15 protein-coding genes are annotated in these 15,218 nt (G+C 63.5%); 7 read left to right on the top strand and 8 right to left on the bottom strand.

Features of this window, described 5'->3' with window-relative positions; all coding sequences use genetic code 11:
• Window positions 1-2: 2 nt before the first annotated feature.
• The 5 genes from NCS00_RS23880 to NCS00_RS23900 all read right to left on the bottom strand — a co-directional run bounded on the left by NCS00_RS23880 (window position 3) and on the right by NCS00_RS23900 (window position 5,405).
• The gene (locus tag NCS00_RS23880; RefSeq protein ID WP_250441160.1) at window positions 3-1,082 is read right to left on the bottom strand and encodes a proline racemase family protein; all 1,080 of its coding nucleotides are present in this window, start codon (window positions 1,080-1,082) and stop codon (window positions 3-5) included.
• Window positions 1,083-1,084: 2 nt separating this feature from the next.
• On the bottom strand, window positions 1,085-2,395 hold the full coding sequence (locus NCS00_RS23885) for an MFS transporter (protein ID WP_008347300.1): 1,311 nt from the start codon (window positions 2,393-2,395) through the stop codon (window positions 1,085-1,087).
• Between the two features lie 129 nt (window positions 2,396-2,524).
• Window positions 2,525-3,160 (bottom strand): M12 family metallopeptidase, encoded by a 636-nt coding sequence (locus NCS00_RS23890; protein WP_250441161.1) that lies wholly within the window; start codon window positions 3,158-3,160, stop codon window positions 2,525-2,527.
• A 201-nt stretch (window positions 3,161-3,361) separates the two neighbouring features.
• Window positions 3,362-4,738, bottom strand: a complete 1,377-nt coding sequence (locus tag NCS00_RS23895) for a sensor histidine kinase (protein ID WP_008347296.1) — start codon at window positions 4,736-4,738, stop codon at window positions 3,362-3,364.
• A complete protein-coding gene (locus tag NCS00_RS23900; RefSeq protein WP_008347294.1) occupies window positions 4,728-5,405 on the bottom strand; it encodes a response regulator transcription factor in 678 nt (225 codons plus the stop codon). Before NCS00_RS23900 ends, NCS00_RS23895 begins: the two co-directional genes overlap by 11 nt.
• A 167-nt stretch (window positions 5,406-5,572) precedes the next feature.
• Here NCS00_RS23900 and NCS00_RS23905 point away from each other — a divergent pair, with 167 nt between their 5' ends.
• Genes NCS00_RS23905 through NCS00_RS23915 form a run of 3 tightly spaced genes read left to right on the top strand, consistent with a single transcriptional unit; the run spans window position 5,573 to window position 8,272 of the window.
• A complete protein-coding gene (locus NCS00_RS23905) occupies window positions 5,573-6,589 on the top strand; it encodes an ABC transporter substrate-binding protein (protein ID WP_250441162.1) in 1,017 nt (338 codons plus the stop codon).
• A gap of 10 nt (window positions 6,590-6,599) precedes the next feature.
• A complete protein-coding gene (locus NCS00_RS23910) occupies window positions 6,600-7,388 on the top strand; it encodes an ABC transporter ATP-binding protein (protein WP_008347290.1) in 789 nt (262 codons plus the stop codon).
• Between the two features lie 23 nt (window positions 7,389-7,411).
• Entirely contained in the window at window positions 7,412-8,272 is an 861-nt protein-coding gene (locus NCS00_RS23915; RefSeq protein ID WP_008347288.1) for an ABC transporter permease, read from the top strand.
• A gap of 66 nt (window positions 8,273-8,338) precedes the next feature.
• On the opposite strand, the gene NCS00_RS23920 is transcribed toward NCS00_RS23915, so the two are convergent.
• From NCS00_RS23920 to NCS00_RS23930, 3 genes are all read right to left on the bottom strand, one after another.
• Window positions 8,339-8,662, bottom strand: coding sequence for an outer membrane protein assembly factor BamE (locus NCS00_RS23920; RefSeq protein WP_008347287.1), 324 nt, complete (start codon window positions 8,660-8,662; stop codon window positions 8,339-8,341).
• 64 nt (window positions 8,663-8,726) lie between these two features.
• On the bottom strand, window positions 8,727-9,482 hold the full coding sequence (locus NCS00_RS23925; RefSeq protein WP_250441163.1) for a phosphatase PAP2 family protein: 756 nt from the start codon (window positions 9,480-9,482) through the stop codon (window positions 8,727-8,729).
• A 52-nt stretch (window positions 9,483-9,534) separates the two neighbouring features.
• Entirely contained in the window at window positions 9,535-10,224 is a 690-nt protein-coding gene (locus NCS00_RS23930) for a 4'-phosphopantetheinyl transferase family protein (protein WP_250441164.1), read from the bottom strand.
• A 248-nt stretch (window positions 10,225-10,472) separates the two neighbouring features.
• Here NCS00_RS23930 and fae point away from each other — a divergent pair, with 248 nt between their 5' ends.
• The 4 genes from fae to NCS00_RS23950 all read left to right on the top strand — a co-directional run bounded on the left by fae (window position 10,473) and on the right by NCS00_RS23950 (window position 14,946).
• The gene (gene fae, locus NCS00_RS23935; protein WP_250441165.1) at window positions 10,473-10,982 is read left to right on the top strand and encodes a formaldehyde-activating enzyme; all 510 of its coding nucleotides are present in this window, start codon (window positions 10,473-10,475) and stop codon (window positions 10,980-10,982) included.
• Window positions 10,983-10,995: 13 nt separating this feature from the next.
• Window positions 10,996-12,033 carry an aldo/keto reductase gene (locus NCS00_RS23940; RefSeq protein ID WP_008347280.1) on the top strand — a complete coding sequence of 346 codons (1,038 nt, stop codon included), beginning with the start codon at window positions 10,996-10,998 and terminating at the stop codon, window positions 12,031-12,033.
• On the top strand, window positions 12,030-13,469 hold the full coding sequence (locus tag NCS00_RS23945; RefSeq protein ID WP_250441166.1) for an NAD-dependent succinate-semialdehyde dehydrogenase: 1,440 nt from the start codon (window positions 12,030-12,032) through the stop codon (window positions 13,467-13,469). The genes NCS00_RS23940 and NCS00_RS23945 overlap by 4 nt, the downstream gene beginning before the upstream one ends.
• A 106-nt stretch (window positions 13,470-13,575) precedes the next feature.
• Window positions 13,576-14,946 carry an MFS transporter gene (locus tag NCS00_RS23950; RefSeq protein WP_250441167.1) on the top strand — a complete coding sequence of 457 codons (1,371 nt, stop codon included), beginning with the start codon at window positions 13,576-13,578 and terminating at the stop codon, window positions 14,944-14,946.
• Window positions 14,947-15,218: the final 272 nt, after the last annotated feature.

Genomic DNA, 15,218 nt, shown 5'->3' on the forward strand with positions numbered 1-15,218 from the left:
CTTCACTCGCCACGTTGCGAACTCACGCGCGATTTGATGAGCTTGTCGTCGACGGCTTCGCACCATGTGTCGGCGAGCGTGAAGCCGGTCTGGAAGCGATCGGTCGGATCGACGCCGACCTGCGAGATCGCCGTGATCCACGCCTGTCCCGCGACGACGGGCACGACGGCGGGAACATCGCCTAGACGCGTCGTGGACTCGATGCGGCTTTCGAACACCGATCCGATGATCGACTCGTGCAGAAACGTCTCGCCGACATCGATCAGCCCTTTCGCGTGCATGACCGCGAGCCGCGCGGACGTGCCCGTGCCGCACGGCGAACGATCGCAGCGTCCCGGCGACACGATCACCGTGTTGCGCGATTTCAGCACGCCGTTCTCGCGCGAAATCGGGCCGACGAACTCGGTCATCGTGATGCCCTTGATGAGCGGATTGAGCGGATGCGGCGAAGGCAACTGCGCCGCCGCCGCGGCCTTGATGACTTGCCCCAGCTCGCACAGTTCGCGCGCTTCATCGGGCGTGATGCGAAAGCCGAGTTTCTCCGCATCGACGATCACATACGTCATGCCGCCATAGCCGACATCGACGGTCAAACTGCCGATGCCTTCGACCTCGATCGTCTTGTCGAGATGATTCGCGAACGCGGGCTGGTTCGTGAACTCGACCTTCGTGACCTTGCCGTTCGCGCACGAGCAGCGCAGATGGATGAGGCCCGCGGGCGCTTCGAGCACGAGTTCGGTGACGGGCTCGGTCATCGCCAAGATGCCGGTTTCGAGCAGCACGGTCGCGACGCACATCGTGTTCGAGCCGGACATCGCCGGATATTCGGTCGATTCCGCGATCACGTAGCCCATCTGCGCGCGCGGATCGGTCGCGGGCAAGATGAAGTTGACGGTCTGATTCGCCGAGCCGCGCGGCTCGAATATGCAGATGCGCCGCAAGTCGTCGCGCGCTTCTTCGAGGTGCATCATCTTGTCGAACATCGTGGCGCCGGGCACGTCGAAGACGCCGCCGGTCACGACATTGCCGACTTCACCTTCGGCGTGGCAGTTCACTACGGTGAGCGTGCGATTCCAGCGCATGTTTATTGCAGCGGCGCGTGCGCCGTCTCCTTGATGGTGGCGACCGTGATCGTCGAAAGCAACGCCGCGAGCATCACGAAATACGCGGGCGAAAGCGGCGAGCCGGTTGCCTTGATGAGCGCGATGGAGATCATCGGCGCGAAACCGCCGAACACCGCGTTGGCGATGCCGTAGCCGATCGACATCCACGTCGTGCGGATTTTCGTCGGGAAAAGTTCGGAGAGCACGGCCGGCCCCACACCCGAAAATATGCCGATGACGACGCCGCCCAGCACCTGCACCGCGCCGACGATCGCCGCCGACTTGTACGTGAGCATCAAGTGAAAGATCGGATACGGCAGCACGAGAAACGCGATGCAGCCGATCGCATAGATCGGCTTGCGGCCGAAGCGATCCGACGCCGCGCCCCAGAACGGAATCGACGCGGTCATCGCGATGAGGCCCGCCGTGTTGAGCCACAGCGCCGTCGACGGATGCATGCCGACGTATTTCGTCGTGAACGACGGCAGATAGTTGAGCAGCACGTAGAGCGAGACCGTCCACACGATCACGAGCCCGCACGCCTGCAGACCGAGCAGCGCGGGCGCGCGGCCTTTAGTCTTCGGCGCTTCGTCGCTTGCGCTTTGGTAGGCGGGCGTCTCCTCGCTGCGCTTTCTGATGATCCAGCCGATCGGCCCGATCACGATCGCACCGATGATGAACGGCACGCGCCAGCCCCAATCGAGCATCGCTTGAGGCGAGAGCAGCGTCGTCATGAGCGCGGCCGCGCCCGAGCCGAGCAGCATGCCGCCGAGGGTGCTGCATTGCTGGAAGCTGCCGTAGAAGCCGCGCTTGTTCGGCGGCGCCCATTCGACGAGAAACGCGACCGCGTTGCCCAGCTCGCCGCCGACGGAAATGCCTTGCAGCATGCGCGCCGCGACGAGCAGGATCGGCGCCCATATGCCGATGGCCGCATACGACGGCAGCAGCGCCATGAAGAGCGTCGCGGCGGCCATGAGCGGCATGACGAAGGTGAGCGTCCACTTGCGGCCTTTCTTGTCGCCGAGCCAGCCGAAGATGATCGCGCCGAGCGGACGCGCCGCGAAGCCCAGGCCGAATGCGCCGAATGTGCCGAGCATGGCGGCGAAGTCGTCGCCGGTGGGGAACATCACTTTGGCGATGACGGTCGCGAGGAACGCGTACGTGCCGAAATCGAACCATTCGAGGATATTGCCGACGACGGCGGCGGTGACTGCACGGCTGGTTTTCGATGAGACCCGCGGGCTGTCGCTCGCGGCATAGGGGTTCGCAACGGCATTGGCTCGGTCGGTCATGGGGGCTCCGTCGGCAGCGTTGGGGGCGGCGTGGGGGTGATTGTGCGCCCATGTCGAAATTGAATCAAGGATTTTGGATCCAAAATTGAAGCCCGCAAACCGCCGGATTTTCTGGCGACCCGTCGGCTTTCAGCGCGCCGTCTGCGCCGCGACGGTCTGCGTGACGGCCGGCGCCCCATAAAACATCTGCGCCATCGCGATATCCGTCGCGCTCAACTGTCCGTTACCGTTCCATTGCGGATTGCAGTAATTCATGATCGACGCCAGATCCCACGCGCCGATCATCGTGTCGCCGTAAGTGCCTTGCGCGGGCTCCTTGCATGTCGTCGATGGCGTGTCCGGCCGATTCTGCTCATGCGCGAATCCCAGCGCATGACCGAACTCGTGCGCGGCGATGGCGCGAACACAATTCTCCTCGCGTCCGATGCAACTCGTACTCCAGTTTCTGAACGTGAAGTTGAAGACCATGCCGCCGGCGACATTGTTGATCTGCGTCCCGAGACCTTGCGTATGCGGTCCCGCCTTGGCGCTATCCTCGACCGATATTCGAATGCCGTAATAGTTCGGCGCGTTGGTGCATTGCTGCCATCCCGCGAATACGACGCCCGAATGCGCCTCCCAGCTTTGCTGAACCGCGAGCTGACTCCAACTGCGTTGATTGGCGTACATCGCGAAATCGGCGTTGCTCAGATCCCAGCACACGTTGATCGGAAACTGCTTCCAGATGACCGTCGATAATGCGAAACCCTTGTTCGTCCCATTCATCGGGGCATCTTTCGCGGATGAATTCACGGCATCGGATGCGCCGTCGCCTCCGCCGCATGCGCCAAGCAGCATTGCTAACAATAATGCGAATAGGCACGCGCCGATCCGTCTCATCTTCTTCTCCTGCTGCGATAGTTTCGCTGCAAACGAGAAGTATATTTTCAAAGCAGCGGTGAAATTCGTTTGGTCATTCCATAGCATTTACGAAAGATGCGTGAAGCGCACCGTCACGACCACCCCACGATCCGGATGCTCGCGCTGCGCCAGCACGATCTGCCCGCGATGCGCCTGCACGATCTCCTTCGCAATCGCGAGGCCGAGGCCGGTTCCTTCCGTATCCGCCGATGCGCGATAAAACGGCTCGAACACGCGACTGCGCGCTTCGGCGGGAATACCGGGGCCATCGTCGATGACGGTGAGCGTCACGCGTTGCGCATCGCGCATGACGGCAACGGTCACGTGCCCGCCCGGCTGCGTATAGCGAATCGCATTCTCGACGACGTTGTACACGAGCGCCGACAACAATCCTTCATGGCCGATGATCCACGCCGATTCAACCAGCTCCGCGCCGAGATCGATCTCGCGCTTCTGCGCGAACATCGCCAGATCCTCGATCACGTCCTGCGCGATGGCGGCAAGATCCACCTTCTGCCGCGCGAGTTGCGCGTAGTCCGCGGCTTCGGCCTGCGCGAGCAGCAACAGCTTGTTGGTGAGACCGACCATCGAACGATTGCTTCGCTGCATCGCCGCGAGCGTTTCATTCAGCGACGGCTCCATCGCGCGATGCTGCCGCGCGAACTGCAATTGCGTCTCCAGCAGCGTGAGCGGCGTGCGCAACTGATGCGCCGCATCCGCGATGAAACGCCGCTGCGCCGCGACCTGAAGCCCGAGCCGCGCGATGCACTGATTGATCGCATCGACGATCGGCCGCAACTCCGTATGCAAGCGCTCCACGCGCAGCGGCTCGAGCTGCATCGGATCGCGGTCCATCACTTCTTTCTTCACCTTCAGAAGCGGCCGCAGCTCGAACGTCAGTCCGATGCAGGCGAGCGCCACGGCCAGCAACACCATCTCGATCTGCCGCACGAGCTGCGGACGCCATAGCTCGCGCACCATCGCATCGCGCGAAGCCTGCGTCTTGCCGACCGACACCAGCACGCGGCGAATCGCGCCGTTGTCGTACATCTGGCGCACGAAGCCGACGGCGCGTATCGGTTTGCCGTGGAGATCGGCGTCGTAGTAATCGGGCGCGTCGTGGCCGGCGGCGTCGCGCGTCGGGAAATCGGGCACGCCAGCGAGCAGACGGCCATCGTCGACGCTCACGTTGTAGAACACCTGATCGCCCTGCGGCGACGCGAACACTTCGAGCGCGGCCGGCGGAATATCGACGAGCAAGCGTCCGTCCGACCATTCGACCTCGCCCGCGATCATCCGCGCCGATGCAAGCAGCGTGTTCTCCTGCACGAGATCGGCGGTGTGGCGCGCGTTGTCGTAGGCGGCTTTGCCTGTCACGAACACGTAGATCGCGAGCGGCACGAGCAGCCACCATAGAAGACGGACGCGCAGGCTATTGGTCATCGTCCTTTTTGCGCAGCAGATAGCCGAGACCACGCAGCGTGACGATCGCCGCCGAACTGCCATCGAGCTTCTTGCGCAGCCGCGACACGTAGATTTCGAGCGCGTCTTCGCTCGGGCTGTCTTCGTGCGTGAAGATCGTATCGAGCAGCGACGCCTTCGACACCGTCTTGCCGAGACGCAGGATCAGCGCTTCGAGCACGCTGCGTTCGCGCGGCGTCACGTTGAGCGGCGCGCCTTTGAGCGTGAACTGGCGCGTGTCGATATCGAACACGAGATCGCCGCACGACACCTCGTTCGCCGTCGATGAACTGCGCCGCCGGATCATCACCTTCACGCGCGCGACGAGCTCTCGCACTTCGAAAGGCTTCACCAGGTAATCGTCCGCGCCCGCGCCGAGCAACTCCACCTTCTCGTCGATGGAACCGCTCGCCGTGAGGATCATCACCGGCGTTGCGTCGCCGCGTTGACGCATGCGGCGCAGCACGTTCTTGCCGGAAAGACGCGGAAGGTTCAGGTCGAGCAGCACGACGTCGTAAAGATTTGCGCGCAGGAGCTGATCGGCGGATTCGCCATCCTGCACGGTTTCGAGCGTGAACGACTCCTGTTCCAGCATCTTCGCGAGCCAGAGCGAAAGCGTCGGATTGTCTTCGATCAACAGCAGTTTCATGGTGGCGCGATTGTATTGGCTTCGACGAACGATGAAGCATCGGGTTAACACCCATGATTTCGCATCGTCGCAGAAAGCTGGCAGAAGGTTTCGCGTTCCTATAATCGCCGCACAACTGAAAAAGCGGGCCATTCCCAACTTCACGGCCCACATTAAGGAGACTCCTGATGCGTACTCTGCGCCAGATCGCTGCTGTGTCCGGTATCGCTTTCGCCCTCGCCGCCGCTTCCGTATCCGCTCACGCCGAAAAGATTTCGATCATGGTCGGCGGCGCAACCAAGATCATCTATCTGCCCGCGAAGCTCACCGAGCAACTCGGCTATTTCAAGGACGAAGGGCTCGACGTCGAGATCCTGTCGCAACCCGCGGGCGTCGATGCCGAGAACGAATTGCTGGCCGGCGCGGTGCAAGGCGTCGTCGGCTTCTACGATCACACCATCGATCTGCAAAGCAAGGGCAAGGAAGTCCAGGCGCTCGTGATCTTCGGTCAGGTGCCGGGCGAAGTCGAATTGGTCTCGACGAAGCAGGCCGACAAGATCAAGAGCATGGCCGACGTGAAAGGCAAGACGCTCGGCGTGACCGGCCTCGGCTCGTCGACGAGCTTTCTGACGCAATATCTCGCGCAGCGCGCGGGCGTCACGTCGAAGGAATACACGCTGCTGCCGGTGGGCGCGGACGCGAGCTTCATCGCAGCGATCAAGCAGGAGCGCATCGATGCGGGCATGACGACCGAGCCGACCGTCTCGCAGTTGATCAAGACCGGCGAGGCGAAGGTGCTCGTCGACATGCGCACGCTCGAAGGCACGCGCGCCGCGCTCGGCGGCACGTATCCGGCGTCGAGCTTCTACGTGCAGCGCGCGTGGGCCGAGGCGCACAAGCCCGAAGCCGCGAAGCTCGCGCGCGCGTTTGCGAAGACGCTGAATTTCATCGCGACGCATAGCGCCGAAGAAATCACCGAGAAGATGCCGAAGGACTATTACGCGAAGAACAAGGACCTGTACGTGGGCGCGCTGAAAGCCTCGCTGCCGATGTTCACGAAGGACGGCAAGATGCCCGCCGACGGTCCCGAAACCGTTCTGAAGGTGCTCGCCGCGTTCAATCCGTCGGTGAAGGGCAAGCATATCGATCTCGCGCGCACGTATTCGAACGAGTACGTGTCGGGCACGGCGACCGCGTCGAAGTGAGGCTTTCACGATGAATCAATCGAATCAACCCGCGATCGAACTGCGCCACGTATCGTGCCGCTTCATCTCGCCGGACGGCAAGGCGACGGTCGCGCTGCGCGATTTCAGCATGTCGGTCGCGAAGGGCGAATTCGTCGCGATCGTCGGGCCGACCGGCTGCGGCAAATCCACGACGCTCAGCATGATTACCGGTCTGCTCAAGCCGACGACGGGCGAAGTGCGCGTGATGGGCCAGCCGGTCGATGGCATCGATCCCCGCATCGGCTTCGTCTTTCAGGCCGATGCCGTGTTTCCTTGGCGCTCGGTGCTCGACAACGTCGCAGCCGGCCCGCTGTATCGCGGCCGCTCGAAGTCCGCCGCTTACGACGAAGCGCAGTCGTGGCTGCGCCGCGTCGGTCTCGACAAGTTCGGCAAGCACTATCCGCATCAGTTGTCGGGCGGCATGCGAAAGCGCGTCGCGCTCGCGCAGACGTTCATCAACAAGCCCGAAATCCTGTTGATGGACGAACCGTTCTCCGCGCTCGACATGCAGACGCGCACGCTGATGCAGGACGAATTGCTGCAGCTCTGGTCGGCGAATGCGGGCTCGGTCGTGTTCGTCACGCACGATCTCGAAGAAGCGATCGCGCTCGCGGATCGCGTGTTCGTGCTGACCGCGCGCCCCGCGACGCTCAAGAAGGTCTACGAGATCGACCTGCCGCGTCCTCGCATCACGTCGGAGATTCGCTATCACCCGCGCTTCATCGAAATTTCGCGCGATATCTGGCACGACCTGCGCGAAGAAGTGCAGATCGGTTGAACCCGCCTCAAAGGAACATCACTATGTCCACGCCTCAACAAACGATGCCCTCGGGCATCGATCCCGGCACGCTCGCGCAAGTCGAACGCGAAGCGCAAAAGCGCATCAGGCAGCGCAATGCGCTCGTCATCGGGCTGCGTATCGCGGTGCTCGTGTTCGTGCTCGGCGGCTGGGAACTCTCGGCGCGCCTGCACTGGATCGATCCGTTCTTCTTCTCGATGCCGTCCGCGATCTTCGATCAGATCGTCGAATGGTTCGTCGACGGCACGTCGCAAGGACCGCTGCTCACGCAAGTCTGGGTGACGCTCGAAGAGACGATTCTCGGCTTTCTGATCGGTTCGGCCGGCGGCATTTTCTGCGGCATCGTGTTGGGCCGCAACAAGCTGCTGTCGGATGTGTTCAGCATCTACATCAAGATCGCCAATTCGATTCCGCGCGTCGTGCTCGGCTCGGTGTTCGTGATCGCGCTGGGTCTCGGCATGGCGTCAAAGGTCGCGCTCGCCGTCGTGATGGTGTTTTTCGTCGTGTTCGCGAACGCGTTCCAGGGCGTGCGCGAAGCCGACCGTTACATGATCGCGAACGCGCAGATTCTCGGCGCATCGCGACGCCAGGTGACGACCTCGGTCGTGATTCCGTCGGCGCTTTCGTGGATTCTCGCGAGCCTGCACGTCAGCTTCGGCTTCGCGCTGGTCGGCGCGGTCGTCGGCGAGTTTCTCGGATCGAAGCAGGGCATCGGCTTGCTGATCTCGACCGCGCAGGGCGCGTTCAACGCGAGCGGCGTGTTCGCGGCGATGATCGTGCTCGCGGTCGTCGCGCTCGCGGCGGATTATCTGCTGACGGCGGTCGAGCAGCGTCTGTTGAAGTGGCGGCCGACGGCGAACTGACGCGTCGAATTTCAGGCTCATAAAACGACAAACCCCACGGCGCGTGGGGTTTGTCTTTTCTGGCGTTCAGCGCAGGCCGACTTCCTTCGCCCGCTTGACGTTGCAGCCCGCGTGCTCCGTATAGACCACGCGATTCTGATTGTTGTAATACACGGACCAGCGGTCGGTGCCGTGCTTCTTGAACGCGTATTCGGTGCACAGCGAATGCCACGGTCCCCAGTTTCCGTCAGGCGGGCCGAGGCTGTCCTCGACTTCCGCGCGCGTCATGCCGACCTTCACGCGGCTCATGTATTCCTGCGGATCGGGATCCTTGACGAAGGCCGAACATCCGTTCAGACCGATCAGCACCAGGGCCATGGCCACCGCGCCATACGCTTTCGATTCGAGCATCGTTTCAGCCTCGCAAAAGGTCTGAAACTAACGTCTACGGATGCGCGGAACAATCGAACTAATCCTAAAGCGTCCGGCTACGTCGCCGCACGAATTCCGCCGCGCCGATGCACGCCGCGAGCCACGCGCCGCCCGACGCGAAACCGCCGACCACATCGCCGGGAAAATGCACGCCCATCACCACGCGGCTCACGCCGATCGTCAGCACGATGAAGCACGCGAGCGCGACGATGAGCGGATCGCGGCGCGTCGGCGCGAGGCGCAGCAGCACATAGGCGCACATGCCGTAGCAGACGATCGAGCCGAACGTATGTCCGCTCGGGAACGCGAAGCTTTCGGGCAACGGCACGGTCGCGCCGGTGGGACGGTCGCGGCGCATCATCGACTTGAGCGCCTGATTGAGCAGGCCGCCCGCGCTCGTGACCGCGGCGAAATAGACAGCGAGACCGAAGCGCCGCGTCAGCAGCAGCCACGCGCACATGAGCGCCGACAGCAGCGTGAGGAACCAGGGATCGCCGAGATGCGTGAGCGCGGCGAATCCTCGCGCGGCGAATGCGGGCGTGCCGTCGCGCAGAGCGTCGACCATGCGCTGATCCGCCGATGAAAACGCCGTGCCATGCGCGATGCGCGTCGCGATGGCGATGAACACCGCCGCGCCCGTCGCGCTGACGATGCCCGCCGTAACCGCGACGGCCGCGCCGGAAGCGCGCCGTCCGCGCGCGGCGAAGGCCCACGCGACCGCTGCGAGCGCCGGGCCGGCGAAGAGCGCGATCGCCATGATCGCGGCCGCGTGGCGTTGTGCGAGCGCCGTGTATTCCATGATGTCCTGTTTTCTCCCGATCCCGATCCGTGATTACACGGCGCTCGCGGGCTCAGGACGCGGCTGCGTTGCCCTCCGCTTCGAGCGGCCGTTCCCAGCCGAACGCCTGCACGCGCGCGACGGGCTTGTCCAGGACGAGCACGCCGCAGATGCCGCCGGGCATCGGCAAGGTGAGTCCGTGCCAGTCGGCGTCTGTGTCGGCGTCCGTGTCGCCGCGCTGCGCACGCGACTTGCCGATGCGCGCCGCTTCGTCCCACATCGATTGTCTGGCGGCAGCGTCATGCGCGCCCGTCGATTCGACCGTCAAGCCAAGCCCTATTCTCGCCGATGCCACCGCGACCACGATCCAGATGCCCGAATACGCGACATCGACGTGAACCGGGCCGTCGTCATGCGGATGCGTCACGACGATGCGATCGTCCGGTTCGTCCTCGACGCCCACTTCGTGTGGCTCGCAATGGAACATGTGCGAAAGCACGAGCCGCAGCGTCGCGCGCGCGACGGAAAAGCGCCGCCCGAGCGCGGAATTCGGATGCAGCCGCGTGCGTTTTCGTTCGGCGGGACTGAGCCAGTTCCCGATATTCGATGCCGATGCGAAGCGGAATTCGCTCGGCACCAGCCACAGAAAGACTTCGCCGGGCGCGGGCGGTTCGTGGATCTGCACGCGCGATTTGGCGAGATCGTAGTAGCGCCACGCGACATCGGTGACGGGAAGCGGGGAGATGCGATCGATGGAAGACATGTGCGTCAGCGGACCCGGCGGCGCGCTCACGCCGGAATAATCCGCATTCAGAACAAACTCACATTTTGGGCGCTGGAAGCTTATGGGACGCTTATCCCGCCTACGGGTGATTCCCGAGTTGAGCTTTCATCAATCCGGTCCTCAAAAATCGTCGATTCCTCCCCGCGCGACGCCCGCCGCAGAATGCCTCACATCCACCGCAACGGTGGTTGAACTGCACACATCACGCGGACACAAGGAAGGAGTCAATGGAAAAGAATCTGTTTATCGGCGAAGGCTTCGAAGGGCCGGGCGTCAATCTCGCGCACATCAACGTGCTGGTCGGCCCGCGCAACGGCCCGGCCGGTCAGGCTTTCGCGACCGCGCTCGCGACGCCGTCCGCCGGGCACGCGCCGTTCGTCGTGATCGCGCAGCCGGGCGTGCCGACCAAGCCGCTCACGCTCTATGTCAACAAGGCGCAGATCGACGGCGATTTCCACGGCAACGCGACGTGGGGCGCATCGCAGGCGGGCATCGCGAAGGCGGTCGCCGAATCGCTCGAAAACGGCACGCTGCCGCCGGAAGCGGAGAACGACTGGGTCGTCGTGTCGGCGAACTGGGTCAATCCGAAAGCCGACGATCTCGACGCCGTATTCGAGAACAACTATCGCGCGTGCCGTAACGCGATCATCGCCGCGATGGAAGGCCTGCCGCGCAAGGAAGCCGTGTTCAAGGCCGCGCGCGATGTGTCGAATCCGTTCTACACGCCGAAGAAGTAAGGAGTTTTCGACAATGGAATATGTGCGTCTCGGCCAGTCCGGCCTGAAGGTTTCGCGCCTGTGCCTCGGCACGATGAACATGGGCACGCCGCAATGGAAGCCGTGGATTTTCGATGAAGCGCAAAGCGAGCCGATCGTGAAGCACGCGCTCGACCACGGCGTGAACTTCATCGACCTGGCGGATTTCTATTCGACGGGCGTCGGCGAGGAAGTCGTCGGCCGCATTCTGAAGCGGCTCGTTGCGCGCGAGGAAGTCGTCGTGACGACGAAGGTCGGCTACGACATGGCGAGCCATCCGAACGCGGGCGGCCACTCGCGCAAGCACATCATGGACGGCATCGACGGCTCCCTGAAGCGTCTCGGCATGGACTACGTCGATATCTACATGCTGCATTACTTCGACGTGAACACGCCCGTCGAAGAAACGATGCACGCGCTCGACGACATCGTGCGCGCGGGCAAGGCGCGTTACATCGGCGTATCGACGATGTATACGTGGCAGTTCGCCAAGATCATGCAGGCGTGCGAGCGCCACGGCTGGCACAAGCCGATCAACATGCAGTTGCAGTTGAACGTCGCGTATCGCGAGGAAGAGCGCGAGATGATTCCGTACTGCATCGATCAGGGCGTCGGCGTGTCCGTGTTCAGTCCGCTCGCGCGCGGCCTGCTCACATCCGACGCGAAATCCACGCGCAACCAGACCGATTTCTTCACCGCGCAAATGTATGGCGATCGCGCGTCGCAGGACATCGCGGCATCGGTTGCGCGCGTCGCGGCGCGGCGCGGCGTGCCGGCCGCGCAGATCGCGCAGGCGTGGGTGTTGAGCCGTCCCGGGATTGCGTCGATGCTCGTCGGCGCGGATTCGCCGGCGCAATTCGACAGCGCCCTCGCCGCGCTGGACACGAAGCTCGACGACGACGAACTGCACGAGCTGGAGCGCAACTACACGCCGTGCGATCTCATCAACGACTACACGGCGGGGCGGCGCATCGCGCGCGAGGCGCGTGCGGCGCAAGGCGTGTTCGAACAAGCGATGGAGCGCGCGGCATGATCGATCTGATGCGGACGAATCACTACATCGACGGCACATGGCGCGAAAGCGCGGGCACGTATCCCGTGCGCAATCCGGCGACGGGCGAGTCCATCGCGAACGTCGCGCGCGGCGGTCGTGCCGAAGCGCAGCAGGCGATCGATGCCGCGAAGCGCGCCTTCCCCGCATGGCGCGCGCTGACCGCGAAGGAACGCAGCGCGCGCGTGAAGCGTTGGGGCGAACTGATGCTCGCCAATCGCAACACGCTCGCCGAACTGCTGACTCGCGAACAAGGCAAGCCGCTTGCCGAAGCGCTCGGTGAAGTCGCGTACGCGGCGAGTTTCTTCGAATGGTTCGCGGAAGAAGCGAAGCGCAGCTACGGCGACATCATCCCGAGTCCGAAGCCGAACGCGAAGATCGTCGTGACGCGCGAGCCGGTCGGCGTCGTCGCCGCCATCACGCCGTGGAATTTCCCGCTCGCGATGATCACGCGCAAAGCCGGTCCCGCGCTGGCCGCGGGCTGCACGATGGTGCTGAAGCCGTCCGAGGAAACGCCGCTGTCCGCGCTCGCGCTGGCGGTGCTCGCGGAGCAAGCAGGCATTCCGGCAGGCGTGTTCAACGTCGTGTCGGGCGATGCGGTCGCCATCGGCGAGACGCTGACCGCATCGCCCGACGTGCGCAAGCTCTCGTTCACCGGCTCGACGCGCGTCGGCAAGCTGCTCGCGAAGCAATCGGCGGATACCTTGAAGAAGCTGTCGCTGGAACTCGGCGGCAACGCGCCCTTCATCGTGTTCGACGACGCCGATATCGACGCCGCCGTGCAAGGCGCGATCGCGTCGAAGTTCCGCAATACCGGGCAGACGTGCGTGTGCGTGAACCGCTTCTACGTGCAGGACGGCGTCTACGATGCCTTCACGCAAACGCTGACGCGCGCGGTGCACAAGCTGCGCGTCGGCAACGGGCTCGAAGGCGAGTTCGATCAGGGGCCGCTCATCAACGAAGCCGCGCTGACGAAGGTGCAAGCCCATGTCGCCGATGCCGTGAGCAAACGCGCGAAGGTGCTGACGGGTGGCAAGCCGCACGCGCTCGGCGGCACGTTCTACGAGCCGACGGTGCTCGCGGACGCCACGCCTTCGATGCTCGTCGCCGATGAGGAAACCTTCGGTCCGGTCGCCGCGTGCTTCCGCTTCGCGACGGAAGAAGAGGTCATCGCCGCCGCGAACGACACGCCGTACGGCCTTTCCGCGTACTTCTACACGCGCGATCTGGGCCGCGCGTGGCGTGTCGCGGAGGCGCTGGAGAGCGGCATGGTCGGCATCAACGAAGGCATCATCTCGACGGAAGTCGCGCCGTTCGGCGGCGTGAAGCAGTCGGGACTGGGCCGCGAAGGTTCCAAGTACGGACTCGATGAATACACGGAACTCAAGTACATGATGATGGCCGGACTCGGCCGCTGAATCATCGCCATACCGCGCATGCACGAAACATAACGCTATCGCGTGCGCGGTTTTCTTGCGGCGTCGACGCGCCGCTCCACTCGAGGTGGAGGAGATACTCTTGGACATGCAAAGCCTGAGCGCGCAGCCGCTCGCCCCGGGCGCCGCCGCGCCCTTCGATACGACGCGCAATCGCGTCGCGCTCGACGATGTGCCGCTGAACCGTTTCCACATCAAGATCGCGGGCCTCACGTTCGGCGCGCACTTCACCGAAGGTTATGCGCTCGGCACGATCGGTTATGCGCTGTCGTCGCTCAACAAACAGATTCCGCTCGACGCGTTCTGGATGGGCCTGCTCGGTTCATCCGCGCTGATCGGCATTTTTCTCGGCAGTCTCGTGTTCGGCTGGCTTTCGGACAAGCTCGGACGTCAGAAGATTTTCCTGTTGAGCTTCATCATCATCACGGCGGCCGCGTTCGCGCAGTTCTATGCGACGACGCCCGCGATGCTCGTCGGCTTGCGCGTGCTGATCGGCTTCGGCATGGGCGGCGATTTCGCGGTCGGTCATGCGATTCTCGCGGAGTTCTCGCCGCGCAAGCATCGCGGCGTGCTGCTCGGCTCGTTCAGCGTGATCTGGACGATCGGCTATGTGATCGCGAACGTGCTCGGCATGCATTACGCCGACGCGACGCCCGATGCGTGGCGCTGGCTGCTGGCCTCCGCCGGCGTGCCGGCGTTTCTGGTGCTCATCATGCGCGTGGGCACGCCGGAATCGCCGCGCTGGCTGCTCGGCAAAGGCCGCGTCGATGAAGCGATGCGCATCGTGCGCAAGCACTTCGGCCCGAACGTCACGCTCGAAGCCGATACGGGCGAGCATTTCGCGGGCAAGGGCGGCTTCGCGCGGCTCTTCAAGCCGGATCTGATTCGCCGCACGATCTTCAATTGCGCGTTTTTCGTGTGCCTCGTGATTCCGTACTTTGCGATCTACACGTTCCTGCCGAGCATTCTCACGGCGATCCGTCTGCCCGAAGGATCGGGCGCTGATCTGCTGCTCAATGGCTTTCTCGTGCTCGGTGCGCTGATCGGCATCTGGCTGACCATCAAGCTGTCGCGGCGCTCGTTCCTGATCGGGTCGTTCGCGGTGTGCTGCCTGTCGCTGTTTGTGTTGAGCGTGCTGCCGTCGTCGGCGAATGTGGGGATGATCGTCGCGTTCGGCGTCTTCACGCTGACGATGTCGGCATTCTCGAATCTCGTCGGCGTGTTTCCGCCGGAGTGCTTTCCGACCGAGGCGCGGGCGTGCGGTGTGGGACTGTCGATCGCGTGCAGCAGGTTGGGATCGGCGGTGGGGACGTTTCTTTTGCCTATCGGGATCGCGCAGGCCGGCGTGCAGATGACGATGCTCGCGCTCGCGGCGGTGTTGCTCGTCGGGATGATCGTGTCGATCGCGTGGGCGCCGGAGACGAAGCATCTGACGTTGAGTGAGGCGAGTGGGGGGTGAGACCAAGTGCAGTAACGCGCGGCAACGGAAACGTTGCCGCGTTTCATGGCAGATTCGGAATAAACGCGTCGAGGCCGTCCGACATAGTTGTTACCTTTGAGGTGAGCGCCGAGAGGACAAGGCGCGAAGCGGGACGTTGACTCGCGTCATTGCCGACAGAGATTTTCCTGTCATTTGACAGTCTCGTCATTCTGAACATCTCGATCGTTTTCGCCATGAGCTATATCAGTTCAAACTACAAGAACTCACCCTCGGCGCGGCTGAACACTTGG

The sequence above is a fragment of the Caballeronia sp. AZ1_KS37 genome, from assembly GCF_023631165.1.
Lineage (GTDB): Bacteria > Pseudomonadota > Gammaproteobacteria > Burkholderiales > Burkholderiaceae > Caballeronia > Caballeronia zhejiangensis.